Consider the following 19,020-nt stretch of genomic DNA (forward strand, 5'->3'; position numbering starts at 1 on the left):
CGGCAGTAGTTACTGGCTAGTAGCATCCGAGGTACCGCCCACCCGGGCCCCTGCGGCAAGGAGGCTCCAGTGCCCCGTGAAGTCCGAGACGTCGTCTTCGTCGACGGCGTCCGCACCCCGTTCGGCAAGGCGGGTGGGATGTACGCCCACACCCGCGCCGACGACCTGGTGATCCGCTGCATCCGCGAGCTGCTGCGGCGCAACCCGCAGCTCCCGCCGGAGCGCGTCGACGAGGTGGCCATCGCCGCCACCACCCAGATCGGCGACCAGGGCCTCACCATCGGCCGTACCGCCGCGCTGCTCTCCGGGCTGCCCAAGACGGTGCCCGGCTACGCCATCGACCGGATGTGCGCCGGGGCGATGACCGCGGTCACCACGGTGGCCGGCGGGATCGCGATGGGCGCCTACGACGTGGCGATCGCCGGTGGCGTCGAGCACATGGGCCGGCATCCGATGGGCGAGGGCGTGGACCCCAACCCGCGGATCCTGGCCGAGAAGCTGGTCGACCCCTCCGCGCTGGTGATGGGCTCCACCGCCGAGAACCTGCACGACCGGCTCCCGCAGATCAGCAAGGAGCGCGCCGACGCGTACGCGCTCGCCTCCCAGGTCAAGACCGCCAAGGCGTACGCCAACGGCAAGCTACAGCCCGACCTGGTTCCGGTGGCGACCCGCGACCCGGAGAGCGGCTGGGGACTCGCCACCGCCGACGAGGCGCCCCGGGAGACCTCGCTGGAGAAGCTCGCCACCCTGAAGACGCCGTTCCGTCCACACGGCAAGGTCACCGCCGGCAACGCGGCCGGACTCAACGACGGGGCCACCGCCAGCCTGCTCGCCGCCGAGGACGTCGCCCGGGAACTCGGACTGCCGGTGTCGATGCGCCTGGTGTCGTACGGCTTCGTCGGGGTGGAGCCGGAGGTGATGGGCTACGGCCCGATCCCCTCGACCGAGAAGGCGCTGCGGATCGCCGGCCTGAGCATCGACGACATCGGCCTCTTCGAACTGAACGAGGCGTTCGCGGTGCAGGTGCTCGCCTTCCTCGACCACTTCGGCATCGCCGACGACGACCCCCGGGTCAACCCGTGGGGCGGGGCGATCGCCATCGGCCACCCGCTCGCCTCCTCCGGGGTACGGCTGATGACCCAGCTCGCCCGGCAGTTCGCCGAGCACCCCGAGGTGCGGTACGGCATCACCGCGATGTGCATCGGCATCGGCATGGGCGGCACGGTCATCTGGGAGAACCCGAACTGGGAGGGCGGCGACAAATGACGGTTCCAGGTAACCCGAACGAGGTGGTCACCCGTGCGCTGCTGCGCCTGGTGAACCTGCCGGGGCTGGACCGGCCCGCCGCGCTGATCACCCTGGACAACGGATTCGACCACACCAAGCCGAACACCTTCGGGCCGGCCGGTCTGTCCAGTCTGGACAACGCGATCACCGAGGCGCTCGCCGCCGAGCCGGCGTTCGTGGCGGTGACCGGCAAGCCGTACATCTTCTGCGTCGGCGCCGACGTGACCGGCATGCCGCTGCTCGCGGACCGGGACCAGGCCCGCGAGATCGGCCGGCTCGGCCACCGGGTCTTCGGCCGGCTGCGCACCAGCGCCGTGCCGACCTTCGCCTTCGTCAACGGCGCGGCGATGGGCGGCGGCCTGGAGCTGGCGCTGCACTGCCACTACCGGACGCTCTCCGGCGGCGCCGCCGCGCTGGCCCTGCCCGAGGTCTCCCTCGGCCTGGTCCCCGGCTGGGGCGGCACCCAACTGCTGCCCAACCTGATCGGCATCGCCGGTGCCGCCCAGGTGGTCATCCAGAACCCGCTGATGCAGAACCGGATGCTCAAGCCGAAGCAGGCCGCCGAGTTGGGCATCGCGGACCTGCTGCTGGAGCCGGCCGACTTCCTGGAGCGCTCGCTGGAGTGGGCCGTGCAGGTGGTGCGCGGCGAGGTCCAGGTGACCCGGCCGGAGGTCGACCGGGAGATGTGGGACGGGGTGCTCTACTTCGCCCGGCAGACGCTGGACCAGCGGCTGCACGGCGCGGTCCCGGCCGCGTACCGGGCGCTGGAGCTGCTGGAGCTGGCCCGCGAGGCGCCGGACGCACCCGCCGAGGGCGACCCGGACGGGCTGCCTGCGGGGATGGCCGCCGAGGTGGAGGCGCTGGCCGAGCTGGTCTTCAGCGAGGAACTGCGCAGCGGGCTCTACTCCTTCGACCTGGTGCAGCGCCGGGCCAAGCGGCCGGTCGGGGCGCCGGACAAGGCACTGGCCCGGCCGGTGACCAAGGTAGGCATCGTCGGCGCCGGCCTGATGGCGTCGCAGCTCGCGCTCCTCTTCGCCCGCCGACTCCAGGTCCCGGTGGTGCTCACCGACCTCGACCAGTCCAGGGTGGACAAGGGCGTCGGCTACGTGCACGCCGAGATCGACAAGCTGGTCGGCAAGGGCCGGCTCGGCGAGGGTACGGCGGCAAAGCTGCGCGGCCTGGTCAGCGGCTCGGTCGACAAGGGCGTCTTCGCCGACGCCGACTTCGTGATCGAGGCGGTCTTCGAGGACCTGGCCGTGAAGAAGCAGGTCTGGGCGGAACTGGAGAAGATCGTCTCCCCGGAGGCGGTACTCGCCACCAACACCTCCTCGCTCTCGGTCAGCGCGATGGCCGCCGACCTGGAGCACCCGGAGCGGGTGGTCGGGTTCCACTTCTTCAACCCGGTCGCGGTGCTGCCGCTGCTGGAGATCGTCCGGGCCGAGCGGACCGACGACGCCACCCTGGCCACCGCGTTCGCGGTCGGCAAGGAACTGCGCAAGTCCTGCGTACTGGTCGCCGACGCCCCGGCGTTCGTGGTCAACCGGGTGCTGACCCGGTTCCTCGGCGAGATCTTCGCGGCCGTGGACGCCGGCACCCCGCCCGAGGTCGCGGACGCCGCGCTCGACCCGCTCGGCCTGCCGATGCGCCCGCTGGCGCTGCTCCAGCTCGTCGGGCCGGCGGTGGCGTACCACGTCGGCGGGACGCTGCACGCCGCCTTCCCGGACCGGTTCGGGGTCAGCGAGAACCTGCGGCGGATCGCCGAGTCCGGCAGGCCGCTGGTGGTCGACGGCGACGTCAACCCCGAGGTGGTCGGGCTGCTGGAGGTCGGTTCCACGCCGCTGACCGCCGAGGAGGTACGCCAGCGGGCGCTGGACGCGCTCGCCGAGGAGATCCGGCTGATGCTGGACGAGGGTGTGGTCGCCGAGCCGCAGGACATCGACCTCTGCATGATCCTCGGTGCCGGCTGGCCGTTCCACCTCGGTGGCGTCACGCCGTACCTGGACCGGACCGGCACCTCCGAGCGGGTGACCGGCCGCCGGTTCCTGCCCCCGGGCCTGGCGAGCCTGCCCGGCTGAGCCGACCCGGCACGATCGCCGGTGATCAGGGACCTGTCCCGGCGGGTCGTACGGCGCGCTGTGCGACCCGGTCCCTGATCACCGCGATCTGCCCGGACACCGCTGGCGTCCGGCGATTGCCTGCCCGACCGGGCGGGGGCGCCGGCCGGGCAGGGCTCAAGATTCGCGTACCGGACTGAACTGCCACTGGACGTGGACTGGATTCGTCCCGTCGAGGGGACCCCCGGAGGCATCCTTCACCGAGTCTCCACGTCGGAAACACAGTCGGCCCGCACCGGCTGCCTAGCGTCGCTGGTATGCGCGTCAAGCTGATCCTGCCGGCCCTGACCGAGGCGACCAGCCCGTTCTTCCGACCGATCAAGTACTCGCTGTTCCCGCCGCTGGGCCTGGCCACCCTCGCCGGCTATCTGCCCGAGGACACCGAGGTGAGCCTGCACGACGAGCACGTCGAGCGGCTGGAACTGACCGACGACCCCGTCCCGGACCTGGTGGTGATCCAGGTCTACATCACCTCGGCCCGCCGCTCGTACGAGATCGCCGACCACTACCGGGCCCGCGGCGCGTACGTGGTCCTCGGCGGCCTGCACGTCACCGCGCTGCCGGACGAGGCGGCGGCACACGCCGACACGATCTTCCTCGGCCCGGGCGAGGACACCTGGCCGCAGTTCCTCGCCGACCTGCGCCGCCGCGCGCCCGAGCCCCGGTACGTTTCCACCACCCGGACCCTCGCCGGCCTGCCCCCGGTACGCCGCGACCTGATCGCCCGGCACCGCTACCTGGTACCGAACTCGATCGTCGTCTCCCGGGGTTGCCCGCACCACTGCGACTTCTGCTACAAGGACGCCTTCTTCGAGGGTGGGAAGTCGTTCTACACCCAGGCCGTCGACGACGCGCTGGCCGAGATCGAGCGGCTCCCCGGCCGGCACCTCTACTTCCTCGACGACCATCTCTTCGGCAACCGGCGGTTCGCCCGGGCCCTCTTCGACGGGATGGCCGGGATGGGCCGGCTCTGGCAGGCCGCCGGAACCGTCGACGCGGTACTCGCGCCGGATCTGCTCGAACGTGCCGTCGACGCCGGGCTGCGCAGCCTCTTCGTCGGCTTCGAGACGGTCAACGACGGCAACCTGGCGGCGACCCGCAAGCGGCAGAACGTCGGCCGGGACTACTCCGCGGTGGTACGGCGGCTGCACGGGCACGGCGTGATGGTCAACGGCAGCTTCGTCTTCGGGCTGGACGACGACGGGCCGGACGTCTTCGACCGTACGGTGGACTGGGCGGTCGAGCAGGGGGTGGAGACGGCCACCTTCCACATCCTCACCCCGTACCCCGGCACCGCGCTGTACGACCGGATGGCCGCGCAGGACCGGATCCTGCACCGGGACTGGGACCGGTACGACACCCGGCAGGTGGTCTACCGGCCGAAGGGGCTCACCCCGACCCAGCTCACCGACGGCTACCACCGGGCCTACCGGAACTTCTACCGCTGGCCGGCGATCTGGCGCGGAGCATCCACAAAAGACAGTCTGCGCGGCCGGCTGCGGCACGTGGCGTACGCGGGCGGCTGGAAGAAGTTCGAACCCGCCTGGCACGCGGTGATCCGGGCCGGTCAGGTGCTGCACGCGCTGCCGCTGCTGGAGGCGGTGCTCGGCGGCTTCGGCGAGCGGGCGGCAGACCGGGGCGCCGCTCGGGACGTCACTCGGGACGTCACTGGGGCCGTCAGTCAGGGCGGCGAGGGCGGGGCGAATCCGGTTGCGGCGCCGCTCGTACCCGTCGAGATTCAACGGCATGGATCGTGAGACGAGCCGGAACCGGGTCGCCTGGGAGACCGCCTCCGTCAAGCACGTCCGGGAATATCAGGACCTGTTGCGACAGGCCCGCGACGGCTCGTCGCTATTCCCGGCCGAGGTCGCGCTGCTCCGGCCGCTGCTGCGGTCGGCGCCGACCGTCGTACACCTACAGAGCGGGCACGGCCTCGACGACGTCGCGCTGGTCCGGGCCGGGGCGCGCGCCGTCTGCGGCGTCGACTTCAGTTCGGTCGCGGCCACCGCCGCCGCCCGCCGGGCCGCCGACCTGGCGGTCCCCTGCCGGTACGTCGTCGCCCGGCTGCCCGGCGCCCCGCTGCGGGACGGCTGCGCCGACCTCGTCTACACCGGCAAGGGCGCGCTGATCTGGATGCCCGATCTGGCGGCCTGGGCCCGGGACGTCGCCCGGCTGCTCCGCCCCGGTGCCCACCTCTTCGTCTACGAGGGTCATCCGGCGGTACCGCTCTGGAGTTGGGACTCCGACGAGCCCCGGATCCGACCGGACCGCAGCTACTTCGGCCGCTCGCACGTCAACGACACCTTTCCGGGGAACGGCGCCGTGGAATGGCAGTCGACGCTGGGCGAGGTGGTCAACGCGGTACTCGGCGCCGGCCTCGAACTGCGCCACCTCGCCGAGTTCCCCGAACCGTTCTGGCGGCCGGACGGGGTTTCGGCGGCCGCCTGGCAGGGTCGGCTGCCGAACGCGTACGCCCTGCTGGCCCGGCTGCCCGGCTAGGTTCCGTCGTTGCTATATATATCGTGGTGCGATATATATAGCGCATGGAAATCAGCGAACAGACGTTCCTGATCCTCTCCGCCCTCGCCGACCAGCCCCGCCACGGGTACGCCCTGGTGACCGAGGTCGACGAGATGACCGGCGGCAGGATCCGGTTACGTGCCGGCACTCTCTACGGGGCTCTCGACCGGCTCGTCACCCAAGGGCTCATCGCCCCCGACCACGACGAGGTGGAGAAGGGCCGGCTGCGCCGCTTCTACAGACTGACCGACGCGGGCGCAGACGCCATCCGCGCCGAGAGCCGGCGGATGGCCACCGCGGTCCGGCTCGCCGAGGAACGCCTCAAGAAGCGCGCCGCCCGCAACGCCCCGCGCCTCGGGACCATCGGATGACCCCGGGCATGAGCCTCCTGGAGCGACGGTACCGACGACTGCTGCGCCTACTGCCGGCCACGCACCGCACCGCCCGCGGCGAGGAACTGCTCGGACTGCTGCTGGACCTCGACCACGGCCGCCGATACCCGAGCCGGCACGAGGCGCTGCACATCATCGCCCTGGCGATCCGGCTGCGACTCACGACGCCCGTCACCACCGCGGCCCTCACCACCGGACTCAGTGCCCTGCTCGTCGCCGCCGGCACCCAGCCCGCCGGTGACACTCTGGACCTCTTCACCGGCGCCGCCCTCGCCACCGACATGCCGGCCATAATCGCGAGCTGGCCCCAGCTCGCCGTCCTCGCCCTGCCGCCCCTCGCGCCGCTGGTCGCCTGGCTGTGCGGCGCGACTCGCAGCGCTCTCACCCTACAGGCGGGCTGCCTGACGGTCGTTGTCGGTTGGTTCATCGTCGACGTGCTCAACGGCGCCGCCATGGGAGCCAGTCCCGGCCAACAGCTCCTCGCATTCACCGTACCGGTCCTGATCCTCGTCCTGCTCGCCATCGCCGCCCGTGAGCGGTGGACCGCGCCCCGGCCGCGCCTGTTCTGGTGGGCCCTCCTCCCGCTCGGGATCCTCGCCTGGAAAGGCACCGGAGAGTGGGGACGCCACGGCGTGTACGTTCTCGACTCCGTGCCGACGATCCTCGGGATCCTCACCGCCGCCACCGCCGCTGTCGGAGCCGCCTTCGCGGTCCGCCGCCACCGGCCCGCCGTCATCATCGGCGTCGGACTCACCGGCTTCGTCGCCGGATGGCTCATCCCCGACCCGCTGCTCTCCAACACGGCGATGCGGCACTTCGACGGTCAGCCACTACCACTGGCAATCCTCATCACGGTGATCGCCGCCACCATGACTGGCATCAGTCACCTCGCCCGTCGCCACAACCTCGGGGTGCGGCCGCTATCACCCGATGAACCCCGGATGCGCTGAACACCAGCTCTGGATCAGACGAGCGGCGACCACAGCGGAGAGCAGGATTTCCTCCGCCGTGGTCGCCCCCTTCGCGGTCTCAGGGTCGGCCGCAACGCCGGGTGCCACCGGCCGCCCATCGACGCGACCGCTGGCAGGCGGTCTTCCACGGCTCGCAGCGCGAACGGGCTGCGCCGGCAGCAACGGTGCCAGCACAGCCCGCTGGACCTGGCCCGGTCCCCGCGACTCAGCCGGCGCGTTCGGCGGCGCTCCGCTCGACGCAGAACTCGTTGCCCTCCGGGTCGGCGAGCACCGCCCAGCCGGTACCGTCCGGCCGCCGGTGGTCGGCGACCAGGGTGGCACCGAGCCCGAGGAGCCGGTCGACCTCCTCGTCCCGGGTCCGGTCGGCCGGTTGCAGGCAGACGTGCAGCCGGTTCTTGCCCGACTTGCCCTCCGGAACCCGCTGGAAGAAGACCTGCGGGCTGACGCCGTCCGGCGACAGCAGGGTGATCTCGTCGTCGCCGGGCTGGTCCTCGGGACGCAGGGACCGGTCCAGCACCTGTGCCCAGAAGCCGGCGAGCCGGTACGTGTCGGCGCAGTCGAAGCTGACGTTGTGGATGATGGAACTCACGGGTCCTCCATGCGGGAGTGTGCGCCTCGCGGAGGAACGCGGATCGGTCAGCGGTGGCCGAAGCGAGGCGCGGAACAGGACAGCGCAACCATCTACCGCACCTCCTCCCATGATCCGGGCTGACGGCGGCAAGCCTTGCACGGAGTGCCGGGATCGGCAACCGGGATTCCCGCCGAGGGCCAGGCCGGGCCGGGCCGGGTTCCGACGACCGGCCGGGCGGGATGGCGCGACAACCACGCCAAGCACACGGACGGCCACCGGGCGGTGAGCGACACGCCGGAAATTCCCTCGGTACACCGGCCGGACCGCTTCGGCCGTAAGGATGAGCGGTCAGGCCGGCTGGTCCGCTGGGCCGAGAGGAAGCACGACGACAGGCAAGGAGCGACCGGTGCCCCTCCCACAGCTTCGCCGGGTCCGCTGGGCGGTGCGCGCCACCCTCGCGCTCGGGGTCGCCGCCTCGGTGGTCGCCAACATCCTGCACGCCAGGGACAACCCGATCAGCCAGGCCATCGCCGCGTGGCCGCCGCTGGCCCTGCTGCTCACCGTCGAGCTGATCTCACGGGTACCGGTGCACCGCCGCTCCCTCGCGTTCGCCCGGATGGCGGCCACCGCCACCATCGCCGGGATCGCCGCCTGGGTGTCGTACTGGCACATGGTCGGGGTGGCCGCCCGGTACGGCGAGACGGGCGCGTCGCCGTACCTGCTGCCGCTCTCGGTCGACGGCCTGATCGTGGTGGCCAGCATCTGCCTGGTCGAGCTGGGCGGGCGGATCGCCACCGCACAGGCCGCGACGACCTCCGGAGCCGCCCAGGCCACCTCGGCACCCGGCGGCGAGCCACCCGGCGCGATCGAACCGGTCGGCGCGGTCGGCGCGGTCGACGCGGTCGACGCGGTCGGCCGGGTGAACGGCGAGATCCTCCCCGCGTCGATCGGTGGGGCGCGCTCGGGCACCGCGAACGGTGCGGGGACGGCAGCGGCCGGCGGTGCGGGCGCGGGGACGCCGATCGACGCGGGGACGCCGATCGACGCGGGGACGCCGATCGACGCCGGCCCGACCGACAGCGGCCCGACCGACGTCCGCCCCGCCGTCCGGCCCCGGAAGGCGGCAACCGGAACGGCCCGGAAGGGGACACCGACCGGTCGCGCGGCCAGGTCGAGCGCTGCCGCACGGCCGCGCCGCCCGATCACCGAGACCGCCGCGCTCGCGGCGGCGATCCAGGCCGAGCGCCCCGAGGCCAGTGACGCCGACGTGGCGCAGGAACTCGGCATCACCACCGCCCGGCTGCGGGCGATCCGCCGCGAGGTACGCGAACTCGACCTCGTCGCGTAAGACCGCACCACCGCCCAGCGGGCTGCCGGAACGGACGGTCAGCCGGGCGCCGGGTCGGCGCCGGGGCCGGCCTCTGCCAGGTCGCTCGGGGTGCCGGGAGTCGGCTGCGGCGACGTACCCGCAACCGGCACGGCCGGGGCCGCCCGGCCGGACGCCGAACCCAGCGGAACGGTGCTGGCGGCACTGGCACTCGCCGAGCTGGCGGCACTCGCGGCACTGACGGCACTCGCGGCGACGTTCGCCGGCACCGGCCGGACCGGCACCGCGCCCGGACCGCCCCCGACCACCGCCGAGGCGGCCACCACCGGAGTCGTCTCGGCCGCCGGCAGCGTCACCGTCACCTCCAGCCCGCCACCGTCCTGGGCGATCGCGCTGACCGTGCCGCCGTGCGCGTCGCAGACCGCCCGGACGATCGACAGCCCCAGCCCGGAGCCCCGGGCACCGGTCCGCTCCCGACCACCCCGCCGGAACGCCTCGAACAGCCCCGGCACGTCCGCCTGCTCCACCTCGAAACCGGTGTTGCCGACCACCAGCCAGGCCTGCTCCGGATCCGACCCGGTCCGCACCCACATCCGTCCGTGCAGGTGGTTGTAGCGCACCGCGTTCTCGATCAGGTTGCCGGCCAGCCGCTCCAGCAGGCCGGGATCGCCGACCACCGGCGCCGGCGACAACGCCGTCTCGACCTGGAGCTTGAGCCGGGTCGTCTCGTTCCGGACCGCCGAGAGCGCCGCGCTGGCCCCGGTGGCCAGATCGGTCGGCGCCTTGCGGGCCAGCCGGCGACCGGACTGCGCCTCGCTGCGGGCCAGCACCAGCAGCGCGTCGACCAGGTTGTTGGCCCGCTCCGACGCGTCCCGGACCACCGTGGCCATCCGCCGGTACTCGGCGACGTCCGCCTCGTCGTCGGCCATCGTGACGTCGATCTCGGTACGCATCACCGCCAGCGGCGTACGCAGCTCGTGCGAGGCGTTGGCGACGAACCGTTTCTGCGCCTCGAAGGCATCCGCGATCCGGTCCAGCATCGCGTCGAAGGTGCCGGCCAGCTCGGCCACCTCGTCGTCCGCCCCGGAGTAGCGGATCCGCTGGTCGAGGGTGGCCTCGCCGAGCCGTCGGGCCGTCGAGGTGACCTGGTGCAGCGGGCGCAGCGCCCGGCCCGCCACCGCGTACGCCCCGAGAACCCCGACGACACTGATCACCAGCAGCGCCAGCAGCCCCTTGACCAGGAGTTCCCTGGTCGCCGCCTGCGCCATCTCCCGCTGCCACTCGATTGCGCCGACCGTCCGGCCGTCGGAGAGTTCGAGCATCGGATTCGACCGCAGCCGGATGTCCGGAGTCAGCGCGTCCCCCACCAGCAGCCAGGCGAGCAGCACCAGGATCGCCCCCGCGCCGATCAGCAGGACGCCGTTGAGCAGGGTCAACCGCAGGCGCAGGGTGGGCCGCACCCGGGGCCGGCGGCGGGTCAGATAGACGGTCACGCGCTCACCTGCCCTGGCACGTACGGGTCGGGTACCCGGTAGCCGGCGCCGACCACCGTCTCGATCAGCGGCGGATCGCCGAGTTTCTTCCGCAAGGTCATCACGGTCACCCGGACGGTGGTGGTGAACGGGTCGGTGTTGGCGTCCCAGACCCGCTCCAGGAGTTCCTCGCTGGAGACCACCGCCCCGCGGGCCTTGAGCAGCTCCTCCAGCACGCCGAACTCCTTACGCGTCAGGTCCACCGCCGTACCGCCCCGGGTCGCCACCCGCCGGGCCGGGTCGACCACCAGGTCGGCCACGGTCAGCACCGGCGGGGTGACCGGGGTGGCCCGGCGGCCGAGGGCCTGCACCCGGGCGACCAGCTCGTCGAAGGCGAACGGCTTCGGCAGGTAGTCGTCGGCACCGAGCTGGAGCCCCTCCACCCGGTCGGCGACCGTGCCGCTGGCGGTCAGCATCAGCACCCGGGTCAGGGCCTCCGAGGTGACCAGGTCGGCACAGATCTGGTCGCCGTGCATGCCCGGCAGGTCCCGGTCGAGCACCACCACGTCGTACCGGGTGACGAAGGCCATCTCGTGCCCGGTCGAGCCGTCGTAGGCGACGTCGACCGCCATGCCCCGCCGACGCAGCCCACGGACGATCGCGTCGGCCAGGTTGCGCTCGTCCTCCACCACCAGTACCCGCACCACGACCTCCCCGGCTGCCTGTAGGGGACAACCTATCCGTGCCCGACAAGTGACAGCTCGCAGGCGCGGCCCGGCCGACTACCCGGGCAGCCGCCACACCCCGACCGAGGCGTCCGGCCGGCGGCAGTGCAGCACCGTCGCGGTCAGCCCGCAGGCGCCGGACACCCCGGGGAGCACCGTCAGCAGCCTGCTCCGCCAGGTCGCCGGATCGAACTCCACCACCCAGGCCCGCTGGTCCGCGCCGTACCGGAGGCCGACGAACCGGGATCCGCGCGGCGCGAGGAAACCCCAGGAGCCGAGGTCGGCGAGTATCCGCCCGGTGGCCGGATCGAGGATCGAGAGCGACTCGGTCCCGCCGCCGGCATCGGCCCGCGCGCCGACCAGCGTGTCGCCGACGTTCCAGATGCCGGTCCAGCGCTCGTCCGACCAGCGGATGACGCCGGTCCGCCCGTCCCGGACGCGGACGCCGTGCTGGGGGCGCAGACTGCACAGGTCGACGCCGCAGCCGACCGGCCCGTACTCCACGCCGGGCTGGAACGGGACCGACCAGCGCCGGTCCAGTCGGGGCAGGCCGTAGGCGGTGACCGTGCTCTCGTCGTACACCAGGAAGAGCCCGGCGGCGACCTCGGGCCGCCAGTTGATCCGCGCCCCGGCACCCGGCGGTCGCAGCTGGACGGCCCGCAGCACGGCGCCGCTGCCGAGATCGCGCACCTCGACCCGACCCGACGGCAGGGTGAGGACCAGGCTCGAGGCGCGGATGGGTGCCGTCCAGTTCCCGGCCGAGATGTCGAACGACGACAGGGCGCCGGCCGGCACCGGCAGTGACCAGCGTACGGCGCCGGAGGCCGGATCCACCGCCTCCAGCGTGCCGGGCCCGCTCTCCCCGTTCGGCCGCCACTCCTCGGCCGACGCCCAGAGCATCAGGTCGCCGCCGGTGCTGACCGCCATCAGGCTCGCCTCGCGGCTCCAGGCCACGGCACCGGTCGGCACGTCCAGCACCGTCAACCGGGCTTTCCCGGCCGTCGGTGGGCGCGGATAGGTCAGCAGCAGCAGCTGGTCGCCGATCGACTGGAGGCTGTCGACGTCGTCGGTCGGCAACGCCACCCGCCAGCCCGGCTCCGCCGCCGGCAGTCGGTACGCGGCCAGCTCCGAACCGCCCTCACCGGGCCGCCCGGGTTCGGCGACGAAGATCCACTCCCGGTTGGCCAGCACGGTGGCGCCGAGCCGGGCCGGTACCGTCTCCTCCGGCCAGCCTCGCGGGACCGGGCCGCCGGCCGCCACCGTGCCGAGCAGCCCGGCCAGCACCGCCGCCAGCAACCCCGCCCGGGGCGCCCGGCGCCGGCTCGTCCGCCGCACGGTCCGGTCCGGCCCGGACAGCTCCGCGCCGGCCCCGGCGGTCAACTCACCCAGCTCGATGGTGGGCATTCCCCTCCCTCCCCGACTCCCCCGGCCCTCGCCGACTCCCCCGGCCCGGCCCGGCGGGACACCGTCCGGATGGTCCGGTATGGGCCGCCACGCTGGTCCGGCACACTCCGGTCACACCGGAGCGGGTAGCGGCAATTCGGACGCGAACCCACCTGTACGATGGCGCCTCGTGGCAGTTCCGGTGGTGGACAATTCTTCGGACGCCGAAGCCGGCTCGACCGAGGTCGGTCGATCTCGACAGTGGCGAGTCTTCCGAGCGCCCGCGCGGGTCGACGTACTGGCCATCGGAGCGTACGTCCTGCTCGGCGTCCTCGTGTGCGCCAACTACTGGGTCGACGTCAACCACCGGGTCTCCTCGCACCTGCCGACCGACCACAGTTGGTTCGAGTGGCTCTTCGCACACGGCGCTTACTCGGTCCAGCACCTGGAGAATCCGCTCTTCTCCGCCCGGCAGAACGCCCCGGACGGGGTCAACATGATGGCCAACACCTCGCTGTTGGGCGTCACCCTGCCGCTGGCTCCGCTGACCTGGCTGTTCGGCCCGCAGGTGACGTACGCGCTCTATCTCGGTGGTGCGCTCGCGGCGACGGCCGCCACCTCGTACTGGATGCTCTCCCGGTATCTGGTCTCCTCGCGGGGCGCGGCGTTCGTCGGCGGAGCCTTCCTCGGCTTCGCTCCGGGCATCATCCACCACGCCAACGGCCAGCCGAACTTCGTCTCCAACTTCCTGCTCCCGTTGATCGTGGTCCGGGTGTTCCGGCTCGGCGAGCCGGGGCGGTGGCTGCGCAACGGGCTGGTACTCGGGCTGCTGGTGGCGTACCAGATCTTCATCAACGAGGAGATGCTGCTGCTCACCGCGCTCGCCTGCGCGGTGGCGGTACCGCTCTACGCGGCCTTCCGCTGGTCGGTGATGCGCCACCGGATCTGGAACCTCCTGCGCGGCCTCGGCGTCGGCGGCGCGCTGGCGCTGCTGCTGGCCGGCTACCCGATCTGGTACCAGTTCAACGGCCCGCAGTCCTACCGGGGGCTACAGGGCGGCGTCTTCCACAACTGGGGCGAGGACCTGCGGGCCTTCGTCACCTACTCCCGGGACACCATCGCCGGCTCACCCGAGGTGGAGAAGACCATCGGGGTGACCGAGCAGAACACCTGGCTGGGCTGGCCGCTCGTCGGGCTGGTCGTACTGGTAGCGGTGCTGCTCTGGCGGACCTCCGTCGTCGCCCGGATCGCCGCGCTGCTCGGTGCCGGTTTCGCGCTCGCCTCGCTGGGCCGGCAGATCCGCTACGACGGCCGGCTCACCGAGCACGAGGGGCCGTGGCACCTGCTGCCGGAGGACCTGCCGCTGATCGAGATGATGATGCCGACCCGGCTGAGTCTGGTCACGGTCGCCACCGTCGGGATCCTGGTCGCGCTCGCCTGGAACGACGTCGCCCGGAGCCGGTCGCGGCCAACCGCCTCGAACGGCACCGCGTCGCCGAACGGCACCTCGGCAGACAGCGCCGCGTCGTCGGTCGGCGCCTCGGCCAACGGCGGCCCGGCGTCCGGCGGCCCCCCGCTCGACCTCACCGGGGCCGTCGAGCCGGCCCGGCCACGGCTGCGGGTCCTGGCGTACGCCGCGATCGTGCTCGCGCTGCTGCCGATCGTCCCGCGCCCGCTGCCGGCCATGCACATCGACCCGCCGCCGCACTTCATCAGCTCCGGGGCCTGGCGACCCTACGTGCCGGCCGGCCGGACCCTGGTGCCGGTACCCATCCCGAGCAACGTGCACGGCCTCTCCACGCTGCGCTGGAGCGCGCTGACCGGGCAGGAGTTCCCGATCCCGGCCGGCTACTTCATCGGGCCGGACGCGCAGGGCTTCGGGGTGTTCGGCGCGCCGTCCCGGCCGACCAGCCTGCTGATCTACGGGACGATGGACCGGGGCGCCGCACCCCTGGTCACCGAGGAGAACCGTCGCCAGGCGATCGAGGACCTGCGGTTCTGGAAGGCCTCGGTGGTGGTGCTCGGCGACCATCCGGCCGCCCCCGCCCTGCACGTCCTGCTGGCCGGGCTACTCGGCCCCGCTCAGCGGGTCGACGACGTCTGGCTCTGGGACGTCCGGCCACTCGTGGACTGACCCGCTCGTGGACTGACCCGCTCCTTGGGCTGACCGGCCGGGGCCGCGCGACGGGTTCTCGGGTGACGGATCAGTCGACGAGGGCGCGGACGTCCCAGACCCAGGCGCCGGAGATGTCCCGGCCCGGCCCGAGCAGTTGGTCGAGGGTCTCCCTGACCGGCACGCCCCGGTGCAGGCCGCCCTGCACCACGATCGCGGCCCGCCAGTGCCGCAGGTCCTCGATCGCCTGCCGCCGTTCGGCCTCGCCGATCGGCGGCACCTCACCGGTGGCGGCGACCCGGTCGAGCAGCACCGCCGTCGGGCGGTCCGGCGCACCCCAGCGGGCCTGTTGGTCGTCCGGCCCGGCAGGGCCGATGAAGTAGCCGCCCGGCGCGGTGAAGGCGAGTCCGGTCCGGGCCGACCAGTACATCCCGGCGATCGCCTCGGAGCCCCGGGTCGGCGGCACGGCCACCAGGGTACGTCCGGGCGGCACGTACGACCGCCACTCGCCGCTGGCGACGAACTCCGGTACCGGCCAGACCGGCCTGGTCTGCAACGGCGTCGGCACCAGCGGCAGCAGTACGGCGACCACCGCCCCGGTCCAGAGCAGCCGGACCGGCACCCGCCCGCCGGCGCGCCCCGCCCCGGCTGCCGCCACACCGTCGCCCGAGGTGTCGGTCCCCGGCGTACGCCGGAAGACCTCGTCGAAGGAGAGCGCCAGCAGGATCGCCAGGGCCGGTACGCAGATCAGCGGAAACCGGGCCGGCACCGCCAGGTCGATCAGCGGCAGCCCGGAGACCAGCCGGTACGGGCCCGGCAGCTCCAGCACCTCCCCGCCCAGCCGTACGTCCTCGCCGAGCGAGAGCGCGGCGAAGACCAGTGTGCAGAGCACCAGCGCCCGCACCAGCGGCCGCCGCCACTGCCAGACCGCCACCACCGCGCAGAGCACGATCAGCGCCAGCCCGAAGAAGGAGTTCTCCTCGGTCAGGTTCGGCGAGAGCATCCCCGGCACCGAGTCGTGACCGGTGATCGACTGGCGGGACGCGGCGGTGAACGACGCCAGGTCCAGCGGGTACGCCTTCGGGTCGAACGGCAGCCCGCGGTAGTGCCCCGGCCCGAAGAACTGGAACCACAGCGGGTACGCCAGCAGCACCACCCCGACCCCGGTACCGACGCCGAGCCGGCCGAGGAACGCCGGTGCCAGCCGCCGGGCGGTGCGCGGGGCCGAGACCGCGTAGCCGACGGTGAAGAGCCCGCAGGCGAGCACCAGGAAGGCCAGCACCTCCTCGCCGAGGAAGACCTGATAGCTGACCAGTACGCCGAGCAGCACGCCGCGCCGGAGCACCCGGTCGGTGCGCGGGTCGAAGACGACGGCGAGGATGGCCGGCACCAGGAACTGGGCGATCATGTGCAGGTGCCCGGTGGCCTGGGAGATCATCCCGGGCGCGAATCCGCAGAAGAGGCCGGCGACGGCCGCGCCGAGCCGGGAGTCGACGATCCGGCGGGACAGGAAGACATACCAGGCGGCGGCCGTGCCGGCCAGCGCGAGCACGACCGCGAGCAGATAGCTGACCTGCGAGCCGGCCAGCAGGGTCACCGGGGTCAGCGGCACGCCGAGGCCGAGCACCGAGGTGTTCGCCATCAGGTTGATCCCGTCCGGCGCGTTCAACGCGGTGCTGTAGAACGGGTTCTCCAGGTGGGTCACTGCCCGGGCGGCCCGGGCCAGCATCCACTCGAAGAGCATCATGTCGTTGCTGGCGTACGTCATCCGGTCCCGGTGCAGCCAGAGCCCGGAGGTGACGTAACCGGCCGCCGCCAGGTAGAACAGCACGACCGCCGCGTCGACGAGTGGACCCCGCCGTCGCGCCGACCAGGCCCGCAGCGCGCCGAGCCGGTCGGCGACGACGCGCCGCAGCGCGGCCCGGCGACCGGCGGCGGTCGACGGCACGCCCGCCGGGACCGCGACGTCCGGCGCGGTCTCGGCGGGTCGACCCGGCCCGCTCACCCAGCCGTGCGGTCGGTCAGGGCGCGCACGTCCCACACCCACACGTCGGCGGTACGCCGGGCCGGGCCGGCGAGCTGGTCGACGGTGCTGCGCAGCGCCTCGGCGTTGTCCTGCCGGACCGGCAGCACCAGGATCGCCGCCCGCCAGTGCCGCAGCTCGTCCAGGGCGCGCCGTCGCTGCCGGTCGGTCAGCGTCGCCGGCTGGCCGCTGGTGGCGACCCGGTCGAGTACCGCGCTGAGCCCGCTGGGCCGGCCGCCGAACCGGCCGGGGTCGCCGGTGTTGCCGTTGCGGGGCGCGAGGAAGTAGCCACCCGGGATCTTGAAGTCGAGGTTGACGGCGGCGGCCCAGCGCATCCCGTTGGTGTGCCCCATCGCCGGGACCGGCACCGGCACCAGTGTCTGGTCGGCGCCGACGTACGGCCGCCACTGGCCGGAGGTGATGAAGTGCGGCACCGGCGGCCGGCTCACCTCGCGCAGCGGCAACGGCAGGATCGGCACCAGCGCGATCGCCAGCGCGGTCGCCACCACGGTACGCAGCGCCCGCCGGTCGGCGATCTCCAGCTTCCAGGCCCGGTCGGTGGCGAGCGCGAGCAGCAGCCCGATCACCACGGTGGTGATCAGGCCGAACCGGGTGGGCACCACCGCGTCGAGCAGCGGTGCCCGCACCAGGATGTCCCACGGCCCCCAGAAGGCGCCCCGGTTCCACCAGGAGATCCGCTCGCCGAGCGAGAGGATCGCGAAGAGCAGGCCGGTCACCGCGAGCGCCCGGATCACCACCTCGCGGCGCAGCCAGACCACGATCGCCACGGTCAGCAGCGCCAGGCTCCAGCCGAAGAAGGCGTTCTCCTCGGAGTAGTTCGGGGCGAGGTCGAGGTTGGCCCGCTGGTTGCCGCCGAGCGTGGTGGAGCCGGGTACGAAGAACGCCGCCAGGTCGTTGCCGTAGTCCCGTACCGCGTCGCTGAGCCCGTGGTACGCCTGCCGGCCGGCGAACTGCACGATCAGCGGGTACGCCAGCAGCGCCCCGGCGAGTACGGCGCAGACCGCCAGCCCGGCGCCGAGCGGCCGCCACGCCGCCTTCCAGCGGGCCGGCTCCTGCACCAGTACGGCGAGCAGGAAGACCCCGCAGGCCATCGCGGTGAAGAGCAGGATCTCCTCGTTGATGAACGCCTGGTAGGTGACGAGCAGGGCGAGGATCACGCCGTCGGTGACCGGCCGGGTGGAGCGGGTCAGTACCAGTACCCGCCAGACGATGAACGGCAGCAGGAACTGCGAAATGATGTTGGGGTGCCAGTTGGCGTGCGAGAGCAGCGCCGGGGAGAAGCCGCAGAACCAGCCGCCGACGATCGCCGCGACCGGCGCGCTGACCAGGTGCCGGGAGATCACGTAATACCAGGCGGAGGCGGTGCCGGCCAGGCCGATCGTCACCAGCACCACGAAGGAGACCGCCGGCCCGAAGAGCAGCGTCACCGGCACCATCGGGATGCCCAGGCCCAGGATCGCCGTGTTGGCCATCAGGTTGACGCCGTCGGGATAGTTCAGCCGGTCGGTGAAGAACGGGAACTCCCCGTGCAGCACCACGCGTACGGAGTGGGCGAGGAAGTACTGCACCTGTGCGGGGTCGCTGCTGTAGAGCGAGGCGACCCGGCCGGCCGGGTCGAGCCAGATCTGGCTGGTCACCCAGAAGCCGGCGACCAGGAAGGCCGCGTAGACGGCCAGGTCGCGGCGCCAGGTGGGCCAGCGGGCCGGCCGGGTGGCCGGGTGGCCGGTGTTCCGGTCCGGGGTGCCCGAGCCCTCGCCCGCGGCGCCGGAACGCGGCGCCGGCTCCCGGTCGGCGGCCGCCGCCGACGCGGTCTCCGAGCCGGTCTCGGAACCGGTGCTCGAATCCGCCGGCTCCGCCGCGCCCCCGTCGGTACCGGTCGCCGTTCGGCTTCCCGACTCGGGGACCTCCGGGTCCGGCGTGCTGTGCAGACGTGGCTGGGCAAGCGTCACAGTCGGCGGAGTCTACAGGAGTACCCCATTGGTCCCAGTTGCCTGGGCGGCGCGTTTCCGCAGGGCGAGTCGTGTCGCCGCACCGGCCGTCCCCGATCGGTCGGGCTTTCCCGGGTCACGCCCGAGCCGCGTCCGAGATCTCGTAGGATGTG

13 protein-coding genes and 1 pseudogene are annotated in these 19,020 nt (G+C 72.9%); 8 read left to right on the forward strand and 6 right to left on the reverse strand.

Translation table 11 applies throughout. The features are described 5' to 3' along the window. Positions 1-69 precede the first annotated feature (69 nt). From V1634_RS06705 to V1634_RS06730, 6 genes are all read left to right on the forward strand, one after another. On the forward strand, positions 70-1,266 hold the full coding sequence (locus V1634_RS06705) for a thiolase family protein (RefSeq protein ID WP_331206869.1): 1,197 nt from the start codon (positions 70-72) through the stop codon (positions 1,264-1,266). Then, complete coding sequence (locus V1634_RS06710) at positions 1,263-3,362, forward strand: 3-hydroxyacyl-CoA dehydrogenase NAD-binding domain-containing protein (RefSeq protein ID WP_331206870.1); 2,100 nt, start codon at positions 1,263-1,265, stop codon at positions 3,360-3,362. The genes V1634_RS06705 and V1634_RS06710 overlap by 4 nt, the downstream gene beginning before the upstream one ends. A 296-nt stretch (positions 3,363-3,658) precedes the next feature. Next, positions 3,659-5,158: a B12-binding domain-containing radical SAM protein gene (locus tag V1634_RS06715; RefSeq protein WP_331206871.1), complete on the forward strand. Its 1,500-nt coding sequence runs from the start codon at positions 3,659-3,661 to the stop codon at positions 5,156-5,158. Then, positions 5,148-5,900: a class I SAM-dependent methyltransferase gene (locus V1634_RS06720; protein WP_331206872.1), complete on the forward strand. Its 753-nt coding sequence runs from the start codon at positions 5,148-5,150 to the stop codon at positions 5,898-5,900. Before V1634_RS06715 ends, V1634_RS06720 begins: the two co-directional genes overlap by 11 nt. A 44-nt stretch (positions 5,901-5,944) precedes the next feature. Continuing rightward, on the forward strand, positions 5,945-6,292 hold the full coding sequence (locus V1634_RS06725; RefSeq protein WP_331206873.1) for a PadR family transcriptional regulator: 348 nt from the start codon (positions 5,945-5,947) through the stop codon (positions 6,290-6,292). 8 nt (positions 6,293-6,300) lie between these two features. Next, entirely contained in the window at positions 6,301-7,263 is a 963-nt protein-coding gene (locus tag V1634_RS06730; protein WP_331206874.1) for a hypothetical protein, read from the forward strand. Between the two features lie 226 nt (positions 7,264-7,489). Here the strand turns inward: V1634_RS06730 and V1634_RS06735 are convergent, their stop codons facing one another. After that, entirely contained in the window at positions 7,490-7,873 is a 384-nt protein-coding gene (locus tag V1634_RS06735; protein WP_331206875.1) for a VOC family protein, read from the reverse strand. Between the two features lie 388 nt (positions 7,874-8,261). Here V1634_RS06735 and V1634_RS06740 point away from each other — a divergent pair, with 388 nt between their 5' ends. Further along, complete coding sequence (locus V1634_RS06740) at positions 8,262-9,203, forward strand: DUF2637 domain-containing protein (RefSeq protein WP_331206876.1); 942 nt, start codon at positions 8,262-8,264, stop codon at positions 9,201-9,203. Positions 9,204-9,517: 314 nt separating this feature from the next. Here V1634_RS06740 and V1634_RS06745 read toward each other — a convergent pair. The 3 genes and pseudogenes from V1634_RS06745 to V1634_RS06755 form a co-directional block, all read right to left on the reverse strand. Then, a pseudogene (locus V1634_RS06745) lies at positions 9,518-10,663 on the reverse strand (sensor histidine kinase); the annotation flags it as partial. An 8-nt stretch (positions 10,664-10,671) separates the two neighbouring features. Then, on the reverse strand, positions 10,672-11,358 hold the full coding sequence (locus V1634_RS06750; protein WP_331206877.1) for a response regulator transcription factor: 687 nt from the start codon (positions 11,356-11,358) through the stop codon (positions 10,672-10,674). 78 nt (positions 11,359-11,436) lie between these two features. Further along, positions 11,437-12,783 (reverse strand): hypothetical protein, encoded by a 1,347-nt coding sequence (locus V1634_RS06755; RefSeq protein WP_331206878.1) that lies wholly within the window; start codon positions 12,781-12,783, stop codon positions 11,437-11,439. A 181-nt stretch (positions 12,784-12,964) separates the two neighbouring features. On the opposite strand from V1634_RS06755, the gene V1634_RS06760 reads away from it, so the two are divergent. Next, positions 12,965-14,896, forward strand: a complete 1,932-nt coding sequence (locus tag V1634_RS06760) for a hypothetical protein (protein ID WP_331207350.1) — start codon at positions 12,965-12,967, stop codon at positions 14,894-14,896. A 70-nt stretch (positions 14,897-14,966) separates the two neighbouring features. Here V1634_RS06760 and V1634_RS06765 read toward each other — a convergent pair whose 3' ends face one another. Both V1634_RS06765 and V1634_RS06770 read right to left on the reverse strand, forming a co-directional pair. Beyond that, positions 14,967-16,880 carry a hypothetical protein gene (locus V1634_RS06765; protein ID WP_331206879.1) on the reverse strand — a complete coding sequence of 638 codons (1,914 nt, stop codon included), beginning with the start codon at positions 16,878-16,880 and terminating at the stop codon, positions 14,967-14,969. After that, a complete protein-coding gene (locus V1634_RS06770; RefSeq protein WP_331206880.1) occupies positions 16,877-18,868 on the reverse strand; it encodes a hypothetical protein in 1,992 nt (663 codons plus the stop codon). Before V1634_RS06770 ends, V1634_RS06765 begins: the two co-directional genes overlap by 4 nt. Between the last annotated feature and the right edge of the window lie 152 nt (positions 18,869-19,020).

Source organism: Plantactinospora veratri (assembly GCF_036421995.1).
GTDB classification, from domain to species: Bacteria; Actinomycetota; Actinomycetes; order Mycobacteriales; family Micromonosporaceae; genus Plantactinospora; species Plantactinospora veratri.